The sequence below is a fragment of the Pseudoalteromonas sp. AOP31-A2-14 genome (assembly GCF_052378035.1).
Lineage (GTDB): Bacteria > Pseudomonadota > Gammaproteobacteria > Enterobacterales > Alteromonadaceae > Pseudoalteromonas.
This window is the reverse complement of record NZ_JBQSXI010000001.1, coordinates 464,963-482,231: the sequence shown is the minus strand read 5'-3', so window position 1 is coordinate 482,231 and position 17,269 is coordinate 464,963. Positions and strand designations below refer to the sequence as shown.

The window sequence follows — 17,269 nt, the reverse complement described above, 5'->3', positions numbered from 1 at the left end:
ATGCAAGATACTATTAAAGAAATATTCACAGAAAGTATTCAAGTACAAATTGCCGCAGGGGAAGTACTGCCTAGCGCCCTAGAAGCTGCTGCTTTCACTATCGCACAAAGCCTTATTAATGGTAATAAATTAATTTGTTGCGGCGCCTCCAGCTGCCATATGCTGGCACAGCATATGGCGGGTGTACTAATTAACTTTTATGAAACCGAACGCCCTTGTTTGCCTGCTGTGGCACTTTCTCAAGAACAAATAAATCTGTCACAGCAAAGCCAAATTGATGAACGCGATACCTTTGCTAGACAGATACGTGCTTTTGCACAAAAAGGCGACTTATTATTAGTACTGGCGATAAACGGTAACGAGAAAAATATAATTTCTGCCGTCGAAGCGGCACTTACCCGCGATATGAAGGTCATAGTATTAGTGGGTGGTGATGGTGGTGAACTAGTCGGTTTGCTAGGTGCAAATGACGTTGAGATTCGTGTTCCATCAAAGCGCCCTAGCCGTATTATTGAATCTCATTTAGTTAATTTACATTGTTTAAGTGAATTAATTGATTTGACCCTATTTCCACAGGAAGAAAATTAATGTTTAAACGCTCTCTACTTGTCTTAGGCGCCGTTGTATTACTTCAAGGCTGTGCCGCAGCCGTTGTTGCGGGTACTGCAGGTGCGGTAACCGCAGCTAACGACCGTCGCACACTAGGTTCACAAATTGATGATAATAATATTGAAATTAAAAGTAACCTAGCTATCAGCGAAGTTTCACGATTAGAGCAGCATGCAAATTTAGATGTTATCAGCGTCAATGGTATTGTGCTTTTAATCGGCCAAGTTGCTAATCAAGAAATGAAAGACGAAGCCTATAAAGCAGTTGAAAATGTAGATGGTATTCGTAAAATTCATAATCAAATTCGTATTGGTTCTAATGTGGGTATGACTACCAAAACCCATGACTCATGGCTGACCTCTAAGGTTAAAACCCAGCTATTCACAACGGAAAATCTCAGCAGTAATAATATTAAAGTAGTGACTGAAAACGGTGAAGTATTCTTAATGGGCTTAGTCTCAGGCAACGAAGCAAAGACAGCTGTTGAAGTATCACGTAATGTGTCTGGTGTAGAGCGGGTAATTAAAGTATTTGAATATTACTTATAGATCAGGTCAAAAAGTTTCATTGTTAACTTAACTTTTCCTTTTTCAAGTATCCCAGACACAAAAAACCCGCTTCTCAGCGGGTTTTTTAATAAGTTAAAAGCTACTTAATCACTCGTAAGTGAGCACCTTTTTTCTTATCCGGCTTAGCCGGTGCTGGTTCGTCATCAGGCGGTATATCACCACTATCCAAATCAACACTTTCAAGTTCCGGCGCAAAATCGTCTTCGTCCTCTAAAAACTCATCTGCGGTAAATACAGTACCTTCACCATTTTCGCGTGCGTAAATTGCGAGTACAGCACCTAAAGGTACGTATACTTGCATCGGCTGACCACCAAAACGAGCATTAAAGCTGAGCTGCTGTTTGTCCATCGAAAATTGGGTCACAGCTGATGGGCTGATATTCAATACAATTTGACCATCCTGGACAAACTGGGTTGGTATCTGCACTTGCTCAAAATCAGCATTAACCACAAGGTGCGGTGTACATTGATTATCAACAATCCAATCAAAGAATGCGCGCAGTAAATAAGGACGATTAGGCGTCATTATAAACGGATCTCGCGCTCAGTTTCAGTTAAAGAGGCTTGAAATGATTCACGCTCAAATAAGCGGATCATATACTCTTTAAGCTCTTTAGCGCCTGCGCCAGTAAGCTCAATACCAAGCTCAGGCAAACGCCATAGTAACGGTGCTAAATAGCAATCAACTAAGCTGAATTCTTCACTCATAAAGTAAGGTGCTTCAGAAAAGATTGGTGCGATCGCTAGTAACGCTTCGGTAAGCTCTTTACGGGCTTGACTAGCATCAGCTGCACCTGTATTGATTTTTTCAGCTAAGCTGTACCAGTCAGTATCAATTCGATGCATCATTAAGCGACTACGGCCACGCATTACCGGATAAACAGGCATTAGTGGAGGATGAGGAAAACGTTCATCAAGATATTCCATGATGATGTTTGCCTGATATAAACCCAATTCACGGTCAATCAGTGTTGGTACTGTACCATAAGGGTTAATTTCATGAAGTGCTTCTGGTAAGTTATCCTTTTCAGCCAGGTGAATATCAACACTTACGCCTTTTTCAGCAAGTACAATACGTACTTGGTGGCTATACATACAGTTAGCACCAGAAAAAAGAGTCATTACAGGGCGCTTATTGGCAGCTACGGCCATGCCTACCTCCATTAAATAACAAAAACAGCAATAGGGGCTTAAGCCCCTATTGCAAAATTACCTTTAAATATGTTCAAACTTAATGAACATCTCTCCAGTATTCTTTCTTAAGCATAAATGCCAAGATAAATAAGATGACTAAAAATCCAATTACCTTAAGACCTAATGCTTCTGACTCAAGACGTGAAGGTTCACCCACATACTCAAGGAAGTTAGTTATGTCACGAGCTGCTCGGTCGTATTCATCGACACTCATTTCACCCGTGCCATCAGTTTCTGTACCAGTGATATGAGTGGTTGTTTTACCATCTACTGTTACTTCTTCAGTAATTGCGGTAGGAACACCTTGCAACTCTTGCAGAACATGTGGCATACCTACTGATGGGAATAACGTATTGTTTACACCGAACGGACGAGATTCATCTTTGTAAAACGATTTTAAATAGGTGTAAATCCAATCACTGCCACGTACACGCGCAACATTTGTTAGATCCGGCGGAGCCGCACCAAACCATTTTTCAGCATCTTCTTTCGACATTGCATTAGTGATGTGACCACCTACTTTTGAGCCATCAAAAATAAGTTGCTCTTCGCCGACTTCATCTGGAATACCAATATCTTGAAAAGTACGTTTATAACGCTGATACTGCATTTGGTGACAACCAAGGCAGTAGTTCATGAACAACTTAGCACCACGTTGCAACGAAGGCTGATCCGTTAGGTCATTGCCCGCTTCCATCAAAGAAGCCGTAGGACCCGCCGCCATTGCCGGCAATACGTTTATTGATAAAGCAAATAAACCGATAAGTAGCTTTTTCATCATTTCGTTAACCTCTCAGGCAATGGCTTAGTTTTTTCATTCTTACTGTAAACAAACAACAGTACGAAGAACATAAAGTAAGTCACAGTACAAACTTGCGATAAAATCGTCTTAAAGTCTGTTTGTGGTGTTGCACCTACCCAACCAAGGATAATGAACGTAACCACAAAACCTGCAATATTCCACTTGTGGAAACCACAACGATAACGAACCGACTTAACAGTACCACGGTCTATCCAAGGCATTAGTGCCAACACCACAATAGATGCCCCCATTGCTGCAACACCAATTAACTTATCAGGAATTGCACGCAAGATTGCATAGAACGGCGTAAAATACCAAACAGGGAAAATATGCTCTGGTGTTTTAAGTGGATTTGCTGCTTCAAAGTTTGGCGCTTCTAAAAAGAATCCACCCATAGCAGGCATAAAAAATACCACCCAACAAAACAGAATTAAGAAACCAACCACGCCCACAATATCTTTTACAGTGTAGTAAGGATGGAACGGTATCGCGTCAACAATATCTTTCCTATCAGTGTAGTACTCATGGAATTTAAATTTAGGCTTATCTTCTTCAGCTACAGAACCTTTCTTACGTTTTATTTCAACGCCGTCGGGGTTATTTGAACCCACTTCGTGAAGAGCAACAATATGTAAGAATACCAAGATTACGATAACCAATGGTAAGGCAATAACATGTAATGCAAAGAAACGGTTAAGCGTTGCCCCTGATATTACATAGTCGCCACGGATCCAAAGCGTTAAATCATCACCAATAACCGGAATAGCCCCGAACAGTGAAATAATTACCTGCGCCCCCCAGAACGACATTTGCCCCCAAGGAAGTAAATAACCCATGAATGCTTCAGCCATTAAAGCAAGGAAGATAAACATACCAAATAACCACAATAATTCACGTGGCTTTTGATAGGAGCCGTAGATCATGCCACGGAACATATGTAGATATATAACTACGAAAAATGCTGATGCACCTGTTGAGTGCAAATAACGTAGTAACCATCCGTATTCAACATCACGCATGATATATTCAACAGACGCAAACGCACCTTCAGCTGAAGGTACAAAATTCATTGTTAACCAAATACCGGTAAGGATTTGATTAACAAGTACTAACATGGCTAGTGAGCCAAAAAAGTACCAGAAGTTAAAGTTTTTTGGCGCTGGATATTGTGCAACATGCATGTTCCACGTACGTGTCAATGGAATTCGGTCGTCAATCCAACCAATAATTTTACCAAGCATTACGCAGCCCCTTCTTCTTCACCAACGATAATAGTGGTGTCATCAACAAAGGTATAAGGCGGAACTTCCAAATTCAAAGGAGCTGGTACTCCTTGGAAAACACGTCCAGCCATATCAAACCTAGAGCCATGACACGGACAGAAGAAACCATCATCTGTACCTTGTACTTTCTCACCAAAACTACCTTGAAGGAAGCTAGGTGAGCACCCTAAGTGCGTACAAATACCTACAGCAACAAATATATCCGGTCGTTGTGACCGAAACTCGTTAGTTGCAGATTCTAATTGCTGAGGTTCTTCAGACGCAGGATCACGAAGCTGTTCTTCATGACCTTTCATCTGCTCAAGCATTTTTTGGGTCCGTGATATAACCCATACAGGTTTACCACGCCACTCGACACGTATTAATTGTCCTGACCCAAGTTTGCTGATATCTACTTCTACAGGCGCACCTGCAGATTTAGCTCGCTCACTTGGATTCCAAGACGCAATAAAAGGAACAGCAGCCCCAGCCGCACCAACACCACCTACAACAGAGGTAGCTATGGTTAAAAAGCGACGTCGGCCATTGTCTACAGGCGCATTGCTCATCCACTTATCTCCACTATGATTCTCAACACTTGCTATATTGAGAACATCAGTTACAGCAGGTTAATTTTTCGAATTTTAAGTTAGACGCGATCATAAATAAAACCCTTGATTAAAACAAGGTTATTAACAGCCCCATGCTCGAATAATCCCGACTTTATCAACTAAATGACTAAGTTAGCTCGAGCATAGAGCCGCTTATAATAGCGACTTTATAAAAATAATTACTGACCAAGATCAATCACACTAAGAGGAAGCAGTATAAACTGCACATAGCGATATCAAACTTGCTCACATTACTTGCCTGACAATTGTAGCAAAAAAATTCACCAATTAACTGACGGATTTACACTAATTGCTATATTTAATGAACTTTTTTTAAAGTTATACACAGCAAACGCCAAATCTGAGCAATAATCAAGCAAAAAAAAGAGATTTCAACTATCAGATATTAGGGGGCTAGAGTGTGATGCGACTACGATAAAGTAGACTCGGGGCTTTAAAACCATGTGCTAGGTAAACCCTGCCTACAGGACTTGTTAACATTCTTATTTATAATTTGGACAGGTGTGTGAGGGGGGCACTATGTCGCGTAAAGTCGCGCAAACTATGGAAAATATCAGATTACAGATATCAGGGTTAACCTAATTTCTAGTCTTCAACCTTTTTTTAAGCTCGCATCTTCACGACTTTGTATCGCACTTAGGTTATCTCATTGGTGAATAAGGCTTTAAATTTTAGAAGTTTAGTGTCGAGCTTACAACATATACCTTAAAGCTTTCCGTCAACAAAAAACCCAGCCAAAGCTGGGTTTTTGAAATTCTGACAAACGTAAATATTAACGTTTTGAGAACTGTGGACGCTTACGTGCTTTCTTAAGACCCACTTTCTTACGTTCAACTTTACGTGCATCACGAGTAACAAAGCCTGCTTTACGAAGCTCAGGACGAAGTGACTCGTCAAACTCCATAAGTGCACGAGTGATACCGTGACGGATTGCGCCAGCTTGACCAGTTGTACCACCACCTGAAACAGTGATGTGTAAGTCAAACTTTTCAGTCATATCAACTTGCTCTAATGCTTGACGAACAACCATGCGAGCCGTTTCACGACCAAAGTACTCTTCAAGAGAGAGCTTATTAATTACGATGTTACCAGTGCCTGGGCGTAAGAATACGCGAGCACTTGAACTTTTACGACGGCCTGTACCGTAGTATTGATTTGCCATGATAGTGCTCCTTAAATGTCTAGAACCTGAGGCTGTTGTGCAGCATGGTTGTGCTCAGTACCTGTGTAAACTTTAAGTTTACGGTACATATCGCGTCCTAAAGGACCACGTGGCAACATGCCTTTAACAGCTTTTTCGATGATCATTTCAGGCTTTGCAGCTTGAAGTTTATCAAAAGTAGTAGACTTAAGACCACCTGGGAAACCAGTATGAGCATAGTACACTTTCTCTTTGAACTTATTACCAGTTACAGTAACTTTCTCCGCGTTGATAACGATGATGTAATCACCAGTATCTACGTGTGGAGTGTACTCAGCTTTATGCTTACCGCGTAAGCGATTAGCGATTTCAGTAGCGATACGACCTAAAGTTTTACCTTCAGCGTCAACTACATACCAGTCACGTTTTACTGTTTCTGGTTTAGCAACAAACGTTTTCATTTATAAAAATCCAATGTTTTTCAATTAAAACCACAGGTAATTATTATTAATTACCGCTCTAAGTATATGCTTCAACCCCTTCGAGTTTAAGACTTTAGGCCACTCACTAGAGGCTAAACTAATTGAGGGCAATAGAACGCAACGTGGCAGACGCGGGAGTATACCAGCACTTAAAACACATTGCTACCGGACGGTTGTTTTTTTCCACAAGAAAATACTCGAAAGTAAAAAGTGACAAGTCAAAGCCGCTTTAACCTTCCATCCTCAGCTTATTTAAGCTAAATGCTCTTTTGCTAAATATTCTACCGACTGCATTTCTTGTAACCGACTGATGCAGCGCTTAAACTCAAAATTTAAATTACCATGGGTATATAATTCGGTGATCGGTTTTTCTGCTGAAATAATTAATGTGACATGGCGCTCGTAAAATTCATCAACTAAAGCAATAAATCGCCTTGCCGCATCATCGTTTGCTTGGCCAAGCTGTTTAACGTTTGCCAGTATCACAGTGTTATATAAACGGCTTATTTCCATGTAATCAACTTGGCTACGCGCTGTTTCACAAAGCTCTTTAAATTCAAACATCACAATGGAATCTGACACTTTGCGAGTTTTTATAACACGTCCCTCTATCTCAATGGAGGTATCAAGTTTACCGGGCTCTGGCGATAGCTTATCAAAATACTCAAACAAGTCTTTGTCTGCTTGTTCATCAAGAGGACTATGAAATATTTCAGCTTGCTCAAGGGTCCGTAAGCGGTAATCAATGCCTGAGTCAACATTAACTATTTCAGTATTGGCCTTTACTAATTCGATTGCGGGTATAAAACGAGCTCGCTGCAAACCATTGCGATAAAGCTCATCAGGAATAATATTTGATGTGGCGACCAGCACAATACCGCGCTCGAATAGAGCTTCCATTAAGCCACCTAACAACATCGCATCGGTAATATCCTGAACAAAGAACTCATCAAAACAGATAATGTCGGTTTCAGCTTTAAAAATATCAGCGATAGTATTAAGTGGGTCACTAGTATTTTTTAACTTTTTTAACTCATCGTGTACTCGGTGCATGAAGCGATGAAAATGCACACGCATCTTTCGCTCAAAGGGGAGCGCTTCATAAAAAGTATCAACTAAATAAGTTTTACCACGACCCACACCGCCCCAAAAATACAGCCCCTTAATTACTGGCGTGCTATCTTTAGTAAAGAGCTTTGCAAACCAACCTTTCACTGTTGGTTGCGGTGCAGTTAAATCATCATATAAACGCTGCAAATGGCGAACAGCATTTTCTTGTGCTTCGTCATGAACAAAGTCTTCACGTTGTAAATCTTGTTGATATTTTTGCCAAGGCGTCATAGCGGGTTACAATAAAACTGGGTTTAATTTACGTAATATATTAACACGCATCGTAACTCGGGGTATATTAACCCCAGCAAAGTTTTATTAATGAATGCGTATTTACACGCACACTTTCCCAAAGGGGTAAATTTATGGGTACAGTTACTTGGGTTGGCATAATCATTATTGTTGCCGTGGTCGCCTTTATTCTTGGTGCATTTGTAACTAAAAAACAGTTCAAACAAGACGAACTTGAACAACAAGCCGAGCAAGCTAAAAATGCATTAGCGCAATATCGTCAAGATGTGGCTGATCACTTAGCTAGCACCGGTAAGTTAGTTAACAAAATGAAAGATAACTACGACCAGTTATTAAGCCATGTTGATGATACTAATCGCTTACTTGTACAAGATAAAAAGCAGCATCCTACAGAGCCATTCTTCTCAAAAGAGACCACAGAGCAATTGCAATCATCGCTGCAAGAACGTCAAAGCGACCGCTCATCAGCACAAGCTCAACCAACGGATTATGTATCAGGTGAATCTGGCTTATTTGCTGGTGAAAATAAAGTTTCAGAACATTCTAAAGCCTCTTGATGAACTTTTTTTCGACCCCATAGTCAATAAATAGAACAGCTTTACGTTTTATTTAATTAAACTTATAAATAAAAGGCTGCTTCTTACCAGCCTTTTTTAGTTTTTGCTTTTCTTGTGATGTGGAGTAAACCCTGACTATGAAAATGAAATTATCTTTGATCAGTGCAGCCGTTTTATCAGCGAGCTTATTAGTAACCCCTGGCGTTTCGTTCGCAAAAATGCCCATTGCTGTTAATGGCCAGCAATTACCAACACTCGCCCCAATGCTAGAGCAAATAAGCCCTGGTGTAGTTAGCATTCAAGTTTCAGGTTCTAAAGAAGTACGTAGTCGCGCAGCACCACTTGATTTCTTTTTTGGCAACCCGCAGCCACGCAGCCAAAAGCGTGAATTTAGTGGTTTGGGCTCTGGCGTTATAATTGATGCTGATGAAGGCTACGTTGTTACCAATAACCATGTAGTACAAGATGCGCAAAAAATGCTGGTCACGCTTGAAGATGGTCGTGAATATGAAGCCACTAAGATTGGTAGTGATAAAGAATCCGATATTGCACTTCTACAAATCGATGCTGATGATTTAATAGCCGTTAAACTTGCTAACTCTGATGAACTACGAGTTGGTGATTTTGCAGTCGCTATCGGAAATCCATTTGGTTTAAGCCATACCGTGACCTCAGGGATTGTCAGTGCCCTTGGTCGCAGCGGCTTAAATATTGAGGGCTATGAAGACTTTATTCAAACAGATGCAGCCATCAACCAAGGTAACTCAGGCGGTGCTTTAGTTAATTTAAACGGTGAGCTAATAGGTATTAATACCGCAATTTTAGGTGCATCAGGCGGTAATGTTGGGATTGGCTTTGCCATTCCATCAAATATGATGAAAAACTTAGTAGATCAAATTATTGAGCACGGAGAAGTTCGCCGTGGCTCGCTCGGTATTTCAGGTCGTCCACTTGATGCTGGGCTTGCTAAAGCCCAAAAGCTTGATGTGAAGCAAGGCGCCTATGTTATGCAGGTTATGGATGATTCTGCAGCCAGTGAGGCGGGTATTAAAGCCGGCGATGTGATCGTCAGTATCCATGGCAGTGATATCGGTGGTTTCCATGAGCTACGCAGTAAAATAGCAACTTTAGGTGAAGGTAAAGAAGTTAAATTAGGTATCTATCGCGACGGTGAAGTTAAAACCGTTAACGTAACACTTGATGGCGCATCAGGTATTTCATCACCTGGCGAAGAACTGCATCCTGCTTTTCAAGGTTCGGTATTAGAAAATACCCAAAAGAACAGCCATGAAGGAATCGAAGTTCAATCGGTTGATCCTCGTTCACCGGCTGCTAGGGTAGGTCTAGAGAAAGGTGATGTGATCATGCAAGTAAATCGCCAACGAGTTGAGACGATTCGTGATATGAATCAAATCATCGAAGCAACCCAAGGTAACATCGTATTAGGTGTGCAACGTGGTCGTGAATCTGTATTTGTACTGATCCAGTAATTTAATTCACTATAAAACAATAAAAATCACAGCAATACTTGCCGCTGTGATTTTTTTTATGCCATCATTAGAGAATTGCTAACTAACAATAAGAACACCGTGCTAAAACTTATTAAATTTACCCTGCCGCCACTTTTTGCAGGGCTGGGTATTGCCTTTCTTGTGGTTTTTTTTAGCCCGACATTACGTGATAACTTATTACCGAATGTAGAAATCCCCAACCCAATGAGTACCAGCCACCTTAGCTTCTCTGATGCAGTAAAGCGCGCTGGCCCCTCTGTAGTTACTATTTTTTCAGAAAGTATTTCTAGTCAACCTCGTTATAAGGGCCAAAACACCGTACAAGAACTTGGCTCTGGGGTGATCATGTCAAACGATGGTTATATTTTAACTAACTATCATGTGATCAATAATGCGGACCAAATTTTAGTCGTTTTAACTGATGGACGACGTTTTTTTGATGTGCAATTAATCGGTTTTGATACCGTAACAGACTTAGCACTGCTAAAAATAAATGCCGAACATTTACCCATGATCCCTATCAACAACGGGTTTAATCCACAAGTGGGCGATGTTGTGCTGGCAATTGGTAATCCACTTAACTTAGGGCAAACCATCACCCAAGGAATTATTAGCGCAACCGGCAAACAAAAAATTACCGACAGTCCTTATAACAACCTATTGCAAATGGATGCCGCAATTAATGTGGGTAATTCAGGAGGGGCGCTAATTAACTCAAATGGTGATTTAGTTGGCATTACCTCGGCACAATTTAAAACCCGTGAAAACCTCGATATTCAAGGGATCTTTTTTGCGGTGCCCTATTCACTCGCTAAAGAAGTTATGAAAAAACTGATAAAGCATGGCCGTGTAGTACGCGGCTACTTAGGTTTTACGGGAACCGCTGTAGATAGCACCGGCAAAGAAATCAGTGATAACTTTACCCCTGTCACAGGCATGCGGATCACCAATCTAGACCCATTAGGCCCTGCGTGGCAAGCAGGCATTAAAGAGCAAGATATTGTCATTAAAATTGCCGGTACGGATGTAAGTAATCCACAAAAAACCTTACATATGATTGGTAATTCAGAGCCAGGTAAAGAAATTGAGTTTGAGTTATACCGTAACGGTGAGATCAAAAAAGTGATGGTGAAAGTGGCAGAGTTAGAGACGAAGCTATAAGAACTAATTAAACCTAGGGCCTATTTATTAGGACCTAGGTTTTAGGTTATTTAATTACTTCTACGTTTAATATTAGCACCGAGTGCACTTAGCTTGTCTTCAATATGCTGGTAACCACGGTCAACATGATAAATACGGTCAACTATAGTTTCGCCCTCTGCAACAATACCAGTCAGTATAAGGCTTGCTGAGGCACGTAAGTCGGTAGCCATTACTTGTGCGCCAGTTAGTACCGTTGTTTCACCACAAATAGCAGTCGTGCCTTCCAAACGAATATTAGCACCCATGCGTTGTAGTTCTGGTACATGCATAAAGCGGTTTTCAAAAATAGTTTCAGTGATCGTTGCATTGCCATTAGCAACCACATTTAAAGCGGTAAATTGGGCTTGCATGTCGGTTGGAAAACCAGGGTGTGGCATGGTTTTAATGTTAACCGCTTTGAGCTCACGGTTACGCATGTCCAAATAAATACTATCATCGTTTACTTCAACTAATGCATTAGTTGCACGTAGCTTTTCAATAACGGGTTCAAGGTTATGAAAATCTGTGGCTTTACATAATACTTCACCACCTGCCATAGCTGCAGCCACTAAAAACGTACCAGTTTCGATACGATCGGGTAAAATACGATGCTCACAACCATTTAGTTTTTCAACACCTTCCACTTCGATACGGCTACTGCCAGCGCCACTAATTTTAGCACCCATGGCAATTAAGCAATTGGCAAGGTCGGTAATTTCAGGTTCGCGGGCGGCATTTTCAAGTATCGTTTTACCTTCAGCTAATGTGGCTGCCATAAGTAAGTTTTCAGTAGCACCAACACTGACCATTTCCATATAAACTTCAGCGCCTTTTAAGCGGCCATCTACTTTGGCATTGATATAGCCATTTTCAACTTCAATAATCGCGCCCATACGTTCAAGGCCTTTGATATGAATATCAACCGGGCGAGCACCGATAGCACAACCACCAGGCAGTGACACTTGCGCCTGACCAAAGCGAGCAACTAAAGGCCCAAGCGCTAATACAGACGCTCGCATTTGCTTTACTAAATCATAAGGAGCTAACGTTTTATCGACCACACTGCCATCGATAACGAGTGTATCTTGTTGCCACTGTACGTCGGCACCAAGAGTTTTTAATAATGCCTCTGTGGTGCCAATATCGCGTAAACGTGGCACATTTGAGAAATGGCTTTTACCATCGGCAAGTAACGCTGCAAATAAAATGGGTAATGCTGCGTTCTTAGCGCCAGAGATCGTGACTTCACCAGCCAGCCCTGTGCCGCCCTGAATTACGAATTGATCCATGAGCAAGCCTTATTATTGAGGTAAAATGAGTTTTTTCTCGCGTTTCCACTCGGTAGGAGTAAAAGCACGAATAGATACTGCGTGAATTGTGCCATCTGAAATAGTATTCATTAAAGGTGCATATACCAATTGCTGCTTTTTGACGCGGTTTAAACCGTCAAAACACTCACCTACAGCTATCACTTCGTAATGACTACCATTGGCTTTAACATGTACTTCAGCTAATTGTAACTCATCGCGTAATAAGACTTCGACCTGACTTGTTTCCATAACTCTCACTCAAATAGGGTTGTAACCTGACCCAACTGCATTAGTTTTTGCAGCTGTTCAGGTATATTTTGCAACTCAAGGCGAACGCCTTGCTGCTTTAATTCTCTGAAAGAGTGAATTAACCAAGCTAAGCCCGCTGTGTCAACCCTTGTAACCTCAGAAAGGTCAAAATACCATGTTTTATGGCCACTTTGTGGCTGCTTGTTAATAAGTCGTTCAGTGGCGATTGAATGTCGGGTCAACTCGCCACTTATTTTAAATTGTCCATCACTCGAATTATTGACCGTGAGATTACTCACCTGTGTTACCCCTAAATTGCACTGGCAATTTGCTCTTTTGTTCTAATAAGTCACTAACATGGGTAAGCCCTTGCTGGCGTAAAATGCCTTGTAGTTCGCTTTGTTTAGCATCAAGTAAACTAATACCTTCAGCAACCATATCATAAGCGCGCCACTCACCACTGCGGTTTTCACGTACTTTGAAGTCAATTTTAATATCAGGTTTGCCTGACTCAACAATTTTTGTTTTTACTAGCACTACATCTTGTCCTGCAAACGCTTTTGCTGGAGAAAACTCTACGCTCTGATTGCTATATTGGGTAAATACACCAGCGTATGTAGCGACTAAATACTCTTGAAATACATCAATAAAGCGCTTAATTTCATCAATAGCCTTTTTTTGCTCAGCGGGATCTTTAATCGCTCTGACTTTTGAAACATGACTACCCAATACACGCAAAGCCGCATACTTATAATCCACATAAGGCATTAACTCTTCACTAACAATAACGCGTAAACGCTCTTTATCTTTTTTAATGATTGACTGTTCTTTAGTAATACGCTGAAAAGTATTATCAGCTACTTGGCGAACCATTTTATAAGGGTCTTTTAAATCAACATCTTGTGCCTGAGTAGCACCGCTCATAAAAACGAGCCCAACAACACATAAAATTTTCTTAAACATAATAATTACTCGCTACCTTGGTTGAATAAAAACTGCCCGATTAATTCTTCAAGCACTATCGCTGATTTAGTATCAGTAATAAAGTCACCATCATTTAGCGCTTTACTTTGCACACCAAACAGCTCATCTAAGCCAACATCTCCATCGTTGCTCGTTACCTCAACACCCATACAACGTTGTTCAGCTGATTTTGGCGCAATAACAGGGTTAATTCCTAAGTATTGCTCACCTAAAATACCTGAAGTCAAAATCGAAATTGAGCTAGTGTTAGAAAACCGGCACTGATACTGCGCGTCAATAGTCATATCAACCACAGGGACAAACTCTTGTGGATGAACCTTAATTGATTCTACTCGACCAATAACCACACCACCCACCTTAATCGGTGCGCGGGTTTTTAAGGACCCAATATTGTCAAACTTGGCTTTTAATTGATAAGTTTCAACTCCACCGCCAATACCTGCATTAGCCACTTTAAGCGCTAACATAGCAAGTGCGGCAATACCGAGAGCCACAAAAAAACCAACTAAAATTTCTAATTTCCGTGAATTCATTATTAATACCCTATTAGCTGGTAAACATTACCGCTGTCAAAATAAAGTCAAAACCTAATACAGCAAGAGAAGAATGCACTACCGTTTCGGTAGTTGCTCTGCTGATCCCTTCTGAGGTTGGTACACAATCATAACCTTTATAAAGTGCAATCCATGTCACTACTAAAGCAAATACGAAGCTTTTGATCATACCGTTCAAAATATCTTGTTGAAAAGATACTTGCGATTGCATGATTGACCAAAAACTCCCCGAATCAACCCCCAACCAGTCAACCCCAACAAGGTGTGCTCCAATAATAGCGACTGCTGAAAAAATCAGTGCCAACAATGGCATACTTATAAAGCCGGCCCAAAAACGCGGTGCAATAATACGCTTAAGCGGATCAATTGCCATCATTTCCAAGCTCGACAACTGCTCTGTTGCTTTCATCAAGCCAATTTCGGCCGTTAACGCACTGCCTGCACGCCCAGCAAACAGTAATGCAGTAACCACAGGTCCAAGCTCTCTTAGTAAGCTCAAGGCAACCAGAGGGCCTAAACTATCTTCAGCGCCATAACCAACAAGGACAGTATAGCCTTGTAAAGCCAACACCATACCAATAAATAGACCCGACACCATGATAATTAATAACGACTGAGAGCCAACCATATATAATTGGCGGATCAGTAACGGTGTACCTTTTTTAATATTCGGCACATTAGCTAGTGCACCCACCAACATTTGTGATGAACGACCCAGCGCCGCAAAACGGCCCAAGGTTTTATGCCCTAAGCGTTGTAGTAAATCGAGCATTATTGTTGCCCTCCAAGTAATTCGTCTTGATAAGGCGTTGCTGGGAAGTGAAATGGCACAGGGCCGTCTGATAGACCTTTTAAAAACTGTTGTACTAAAGGCGATTCATGATTACGCATTTGTTCAGGAGAACCTTCACCAATAACACCTTGTTCTGCAATGATAATAACATGATCGGCAATGCTCATTACCTCTGTAACATCATGAGTAACAATTAACGATGATAATCCCAACACTTCATTAAGGGACTTAATCAGCTTAACTAGTACTCCCATGGAAATAGGGTCTTGTCCTGCAAAAGGTTCATCGTACATGATTAATTCAGGGTCTAAAGCAATAGCGCGTGCAAGGGCTGCACGCCTTGCCATACCACCTGATAACTCTGATGGCATTAAATCTTGCGCGCCACGAAGCCCTACGGCTTGCAGCTTTAAAATGACTACTAGACGAATTAAATCTTCACTTAGGCTAGTATGTTCGCGTAGAGGAAACGCAATGTTGTCAAACACTGACATATCGGTAAATAAGGCGCCGCTTTGAAATAGCATACTCATTTTAGTACGCGCAGCATATAGTGCTTTACGCGACATACTCGGAATATTGCTGCCTTCAAACAGAATTTCACCACAGTCGGGTTTTAATTGCCCACCCACTAGACGTAACAAGGTGGTTTTACCAATACCACTGGGCCCCATAATCGCGGTGATTTTTCCTTTTGGGACATTGAAGCTCATATTTTTATATATGATGCGTTCACCTCGCAAAAAGGTTACATCCTTGATCTCTACTATTGGTTGCGACAAGTCGCTCTCCATAACTATTTTCACTAGTTCCCCTATTTTAAGGCTTTTTGCAGCAAGATGGAAAAAACAAATCGTAAAATTTTGTAATATTCTATTACATAACCATCTAATCCTCACCTTTATTGGCTTAACCTACCCTTAAATATTTTATTTACGTACGTATATACAGCCCCGCATTTTAAAGAGACTTAGTACACAATCCTAGCAAATTGACCGGATTCTTTTATTTATACTTTCATGTTGGCTTTTGATACTATTTATAGTCATCTCGTTTAAAAAAATTGGCGTACAGGCATGCTGACATCATTTGTCATTTTAATTTTAGGTTTTGCGGCACTAGTTTGGAGTGCAGACCGCTTTGTTTATGGCGCTGCAGCTCTGGCAAAAAACATGGGGATACCTACTTTAATCATCGGATTAACGGTGGTTGCAATGGGCTCTTCAGCTCCCGAAATGATGGTTTCAGCATCAGCAGCGCTTGCTGGTAAAACAGACACTGCGGTAGGTAATGCGATAGGTTCAAATATCACTAATATTTTTCTAGTGTTGGGTATCACAGCACTATTACGGCCCTTATCAGTTTCTTCATCAACATTAAAACGTGAAATGCCATTAGTATTACTGATTTCAGTGGCTACTTGGTACGTATTTTCAGATAACTACTTTTCATTCACTGAAGGTATTGCGCTACTGGTTGCGTTTATCGTATTTATTGCTGGCCTTATTACTATATCAATTAAAGCCAAAAAACAAACTCAAGCTGATGACCCATTTGTCAGCGAGGCCTGCGAAGACGTGCCTAATAATGTACCAACTAAGTCAGCCGTATTTTGGTTAGCAGTGGGTATAATATTACTCCCTATTAGCTCGCACTTTTTAGTCGGCTCTGCGGTCGATATTGCAAAATATTTTGGCTTAAGCGATTTAGTTATTGGTTTAACCATCATTGCCATTGGCACCAGCTTACCCGAACTTGCTGCTAGCGTTGCTGGGGTATTAAAAAAAGAGGACGATTTAGCTCTAGGTAATATTGTCGGCTCTAATATTTTTAATATTCTAGCTGTTTTACCATTGGCAGGTATTATTAATCCGTCAATTATCGACCCATCAGCAGCCAACCGAGATGTACTGATAATGATAGGCGCAACAATTGCACTTATCGTCATGTCCTTGAGTTTTAGAGGCACACACCGCATTAATAGAGTAGAAGGCGGTTTATTACTAGTCGCATTTATTGCCTATCAAGGCTATATTTTCAGCCAAGTTGGCTAACAGCATTCACCATACGAGTAGC

21 protein-coding genes are annotated in these 17,269 nt (G+C 41.0%); 6 read left to right on the top strand and 15 right to left on the bottom strand.

What is annotated here, in order from left to right; translation table 11 throughout:
• Window positions 1-588 (top strand): SIS domain-containing protein, encoded by a 588-nt coding sequence (locus tag ACT3S9_RS02250; RefSeq protein WP_441836130.1) that lies wholly within the window; start codon window positions 1-3, stop codon window positions 586-588.
• The gene (gene dolP, locus ACT3S9_RS02245) at window positions 588-1,157 is read left to right on the top strand and encodes a division/outer membrane stress-associated lipid-binding lipoprotein (RefSeq protein WP_441836131.1); all 570 of its coding nucleotides are present in this window, start codon (window positions 588-590) and stop codon (window positions 1,155-1,157) included. The genes ACT3S9_RS02250 and dolP overlap by 1 nt, the downstream gene beginning before the upstream one ends.
• Window positions 1,158-1,257: 100 nt before the next feature.
• Here dolP and ACT3S9_RS02240 read toward each other — a convergent pair whose 3' ends face one another.
• The 8 genes from ACT3S9_RS02240 to zapE all read right to left on the bottom strand — a co-directional run bounded on the left by ACT3S9_RS02240 (window position 1,258) and on the right by zapE (window position 8,032).
• Window positions 1,258-1,704 carry a ClpXP protease specificity-enhancing factor gene (locus ACT3S9_RS02240; protein WP_441836132.1) on the bottom strand — a complete coding sequence of 149 codons (447 nt, stop codon included), beginning with the start codon at window positions 1,702-1,704 and terminating at the stop codon, window positions 1,258-1,260.
• Window positions 1,704-2,330: a stringent starvation protein SspA gene (gene sspA, locus ACT3S9_RS02235; protein WP_441836133.1), complete on the bottom strand. Its 627-nt coding sequence runs from the start codon at window positions 2,328-2,330 to the stop codon at window positions 1,704-1,706. Before sspA ends, ACT3S9_RS02240 begins: the two co-directional genes overlap by 1 nt.
• Window positions 2,331-2,409: 79 nt before the next feature.
• Window positions 2,410-3,153, bottom strand: coding sequence for a cytochrome c1 (locus ACT3S9_RS02230; RefSeq protein ID WP_441836134.1), 744 nt, complete (start codon window positions 3,151-3,153; stop codon window positions 2,410-2,412).
• Window positions 3,150-4,415: a cytochrome b gene (locus tag ACT3S9_RS02225; RefSeq protein ID WP_441836135.1), complete on the bottom strand. Its 1,266-nt coding sequence runs from the start codon at window positions 4,413-4,415 to the stop codon at window positions 3,150-3,152. Before ACT3S9_RS02225 ends, ACT3S9_RS02230 begins: the two co-directional genes overlap by 4 nt.
• Entirely contained in the window at window positions 4,415-5,005 is a 591-nt protein-coding gene (gene petA / locus ACT3S9_RS02220) for a ubiquinol-cytochrome c reductase iron-sulfur subunit (protein WP_441836136.1), read from the bottom strand. Before petA ends, ACT3S9_RS02225 begins: the two co-directional genes overlap by 1 nt.
• Window positions 5,006-5,840: 835 nt before the next feature.
• The gene (gene rpsI, locus ACT3S9_RS02215) at window positions 5,841-6,233 is read right to left on the bottom strand and encodes a 30S ribosomal protein S9 (protein WP_441834752.1); all 393 of its coding nucleotides are present in this window, start codon (window positions 6,231-6,233) and stop codon (window positions 5,841-5,843) included.
• A gap of 8 nt (window positions 6,234-6,241) precedes the next feature.
• The gene (gene rplM, locus ACT3S9_RS02210; protein WP_441834748.1) at window positions 6,242-6,670 is read right to left on the bottom strand and encodes a 50S ribosomal protein L13; all 429 of its coding nucleotides are present in this window, start codon (window positions 6,668-6,670) and stop codon (window positions 6,242-6,244) included.
• A 273-nt stretch (window positions 6,671-6,943) separates the two neighbouring features.
• Window positions 6,944-8,032 carry a cell division protein ZapE gene (zapE, locus tag ACT3S9_RS02205; protein ID WP_441834747.1) on the bottom strand — a complete coding sequence of 363 codons (1,089 nt, stop codon included), beginning with the start codon at window positions 8,030-8,032 and terminating at the stop codon, window positions 6,944-6,946.
• Between the two features lie 134 nt (window positions 8,033-8,166).
• On the opposite strand from zapE, the gene ACT3S9_RS02200 reads away from it, so the two are divergent.
• The 3 genes from ACT3S9_RS02200 (at window position 8,167) to ACT3S9_RS02190 (ending at window position 11,282) form a co-directional block, all read left to right on the top strand.
• A complete protein-coding gene (locus ACT3S9_RS02200) occupies window positions 8,167-8,610 on the top strand; it encodes a YhcB family protein (protein ID WP_441834746.1) in 444 nt (147 codons plus the stop codon).
• Window positions 8,611-8,747: 137 nt separating this feature from the next.
• Window positions 8,748-10,100, top strand: a complete 1,353-nt coding sequence (locus ACT3S9_RS02195) for a Do family serine endopeptidase (protein WP_441834745.1) — start codon at window positions 8,748-8,750, stop codon at window positions 10,098-10,100.
• Between the two features lie 99 nt (window positions 10,101-10,199).
• A complete protein-coding gene (locus ACT3S9_RS02190; protein ID WP_441834744.1) occupies window positions 10,200-11,282 on the top strand; it encodes a trypsin-like peptidase domain-containing protein in 1,083 nt (360 codons plus the stop codon).
• A gap of 50 nt (window positions 11,283-11,332) precedes the next feature.
• Here the strand turns inward: ACT3S9_RS02190 and murA are convergent, their stop codons facing one another.
• The 7 genes from murA to ACT3S9_RS02155 are packed head-to-tail and all read right to left on the bottom strand — an operon-like array spanning window position 11,333 to window position 15,987.
• Complete coding sequence (murA, locus tag ACT3S9_RS02185) at window positions 11,333-12,592, bottom strand: UDP-N-acetylglucosamine 1-carboxyvinyltransferase (protein ID WP_441834743.1); 1,260 nt, start codon at window positions 12,590-12,592, stop codon at window positions 11,333-11,335.
• 12 nt (window positions 12,593-12,604) lie between these two features.
• Complete coding sequence (locus ACT3S9_RS02180; protein ID WP_441834742.1) at window positions 12,605-12,862, bottom strand: BolA family protein; 258 nt, start codon at window positions 12,860-12,862, stop codon at window positions 12,605-12,607.
• A 5-nt stretch (window positions 12,863-12,867) separates the two neighbouring features.
• Complete coding sequence (locus ACT3S9_RS02175) at window positions 12,868-13,161, bottom strand: STAS domain-containing protein (RefSeq protein ID WP_441834741.1); 294 nt, start codon at window positions 13,159-13,161, stop codon at window positions 12,868-12,870.
• Window positions 13,154-13,825, bottom strand: a complete 672-nt coding sequence (locus ACT3S9_RS02170) for an MlaC/ttg2D family ABC transporter substrate-binding protein (RefSeq protein ID WP_441834740.1) — start codon at window positions 13,823-13,825, stop codon at window positions 13,154-13,156. The genes ACT3S9_RS02175 and ACT3S9_RS02170 overlap by 8 nt, the downstream gene beginning before the upstream one ends.
• A 5-nt stretch (window positions 13,826-13,830) precedes the next feature.
• Complete coding sequence (gene mlaD / locus ACT3S9_RS02165) at window positions 13,831-14,379, bottom strand: outer membrane lipid asymmetry maintenance protein MlaD (RefSeq protein ID WP_441834739.1); 549 nt, start codon at window positions 14,377-14,379, stop codon at window positions 13,831-13,833.
• Between the two features lie 13 nt (window positions 14,380-14,392).
• The gene (mlaE, locus tag ACT3S9_RS02160) at window positions 14,393-15,172 is read right to left on the bottom strand and encodes a lipid asymmetry maintenance ABC transporter permease subunit MlaE (protein ID WP_441834738.1); all 780 of its coding nucleotides are present in this window, start codon (window positions 15,170-15,172) and stop codon (window positions 14,393-14,395) included.
• Window positions 15,172-15,987 carry an ATP-binding cassette domain-containing protein gene (locus ACT3S9_RS02155; RefSeq protein WP_441834751.1) on the bottom strand — a complete coding sequence of 272 codons (816 nt, stop codon included), beginning with the start codon at window positions 15,985-15,987 and terminating at the stop codon, window positions 15,172-15,174. The genes mlaE and ACT3S9_RS02155 overlap by 1 nt, the downstream gene beginning before the upstream one ends.
• A gap of 282 nt (window positions 15,988-16,269) precedes the next feature.
• Between ACT3S9_RS02155 and ACT3S9_RS02150 the strand changes: the two genes are divergently transcribed.
• Complete coding sequence (locus tag ACT3S9_RS02150) at window positions 16,270-17,247, top strand: calcium/sodium antiporter (protein ID WP_441834737.1); 978 nt, start codon at window positions 16,270-16,272, stop codon at window positions 17,245-17,247.
• The last annotated feature ends 22 nt before the right edge of the window (window positions 17,248-17,269 follow it).

Excerpts from the sequence above, each read along its gene's own strand:
- ACT3S9_RS02250 (WP_441836130.1), top strand. The coding sequence starts at position 1 with ATGCAAGATACTATTAAAGAAATATTCACAGAAAGTATTCAAGTACAA.
- dolP (WP_441836131.1), top strand. The coding sequence starts at position 588 with ATGTTTAAACGCTCTCTACTTGTCTTAGGCGCCGTTGTATTACTTCAA.
- ACT3S9_RS02240 (WP_441836132.1), bottom strand. The coding sequence starts at position 1,704 with ATGACGCCTAATCGTCCTTATTTACTGCGCGCATTCTTTGATTGGATT.
- sspA (WP_441836133.1), bottom strand. The coding sequence starts at position 2,330 with ATGGCCGTAGCTGCCAATAAGCGCCCTGTAATGACTCTTTTTTCTGGT.
- ACT3S9_RS02230 (WP_441836134.1), bottom strand. The coding sequence starts at position 3,153 with ATGATGAAAAAGCTACTTATCGGTTTATTTGCTTTATCAATAAACGTA.
- ACT3S9_RS02225 (WP_441836135.1), bottom strand. The coding sequence starts at position 4,415 with ATGCTTGGTAAAATTATTGGTTGGATTGACGACCGAATTCCATTGACA.
- petA (WP_441836136.1), bottom strand. The coding sequence starts at position 5,005 with ATGAGCAATGCGCCTGTAGACAATGGCCGACGTCGCTTTTTAACCATA.
- rplM (WP_441834748.1), bottom strand. The coding sequence starts at position 6,670 with ATGAAAACGTTTGTTGCTAAACCAGAAACAGTAAAACGTGACTGGTAT.
- zapE (WP_441834747.1), bottom strand. The coding sequence starts at position 8,032 with ATGACGCCTTGGCAAAAATATCAACAAGATTTACAACGTGAAGACTTT.
- ACT3S9_RS02200 (WP_441834746.1), top strand. The coding sequence starts at position 8,167 with ATGGGTACAGTTACTTGGGTTGGCATAATCATTATTGTTGCCGTGGTC.
- ACT3S9_RS02195 (WP_441834745.1), top strand. The coding sequence starts at position 8,748 with ATGAAAATGAAATTATCTTTGATCAGTGCAGCCGTTTTATCAGCGAGC.
- murA (WP_441834743.1), bottom strand. The coding sequence starts at position 12,592 with ATGGATCAATTCGTAATTCAGGGCGGCACAGGGCTGGCTGGTGAAGTC.
- ACT3S9_RS02180 (WP_441834742.1), bottom strand. The coding sequence starts at position 12,862 with ATGGAAACAAGTCAGGTCGAAGTCTTATTACGCGATGAGTTACAATTA.
- ACT3S9_RS02170 (WP_441834740.1), bottom strand. The coding sequence starts at position 13,825 with ATGTTTAAGAAAATTTTATGTGTTGTTGGGCTCGTTTTTATGAGCGGT.
- mlaD (WP_441834739.1), bottom strand. The coding sequence starts at position 14,379 with ATGAATTCACGGAAATTAGAAATTTTAGTTGGTTTTTTTGTGGCTCTC.
- mlaE (WP_441834738.1), bottom strand. The coding sequence starts at position 15,172 with ATGCTCGATTTACTACAACGCTTAGGGCATAAAACCTTGGGCCGTTTT.
- ACT3S9_RS02155 (WP_441834751.1), bottom strand. The coding sequence starts at position 15,987 with ATGGAGAGCGACTTGTCGCAACCAATAGTAGAGATCAAGGATGTAACC.
- ACT3S9_RS02150 (WP_441834737.1), top strand. The coding sequence starts at position 16,270 with ATGCTGACATCATTTGTCATTTTAATTTTAGGTTTTGCGGCACTAGTT.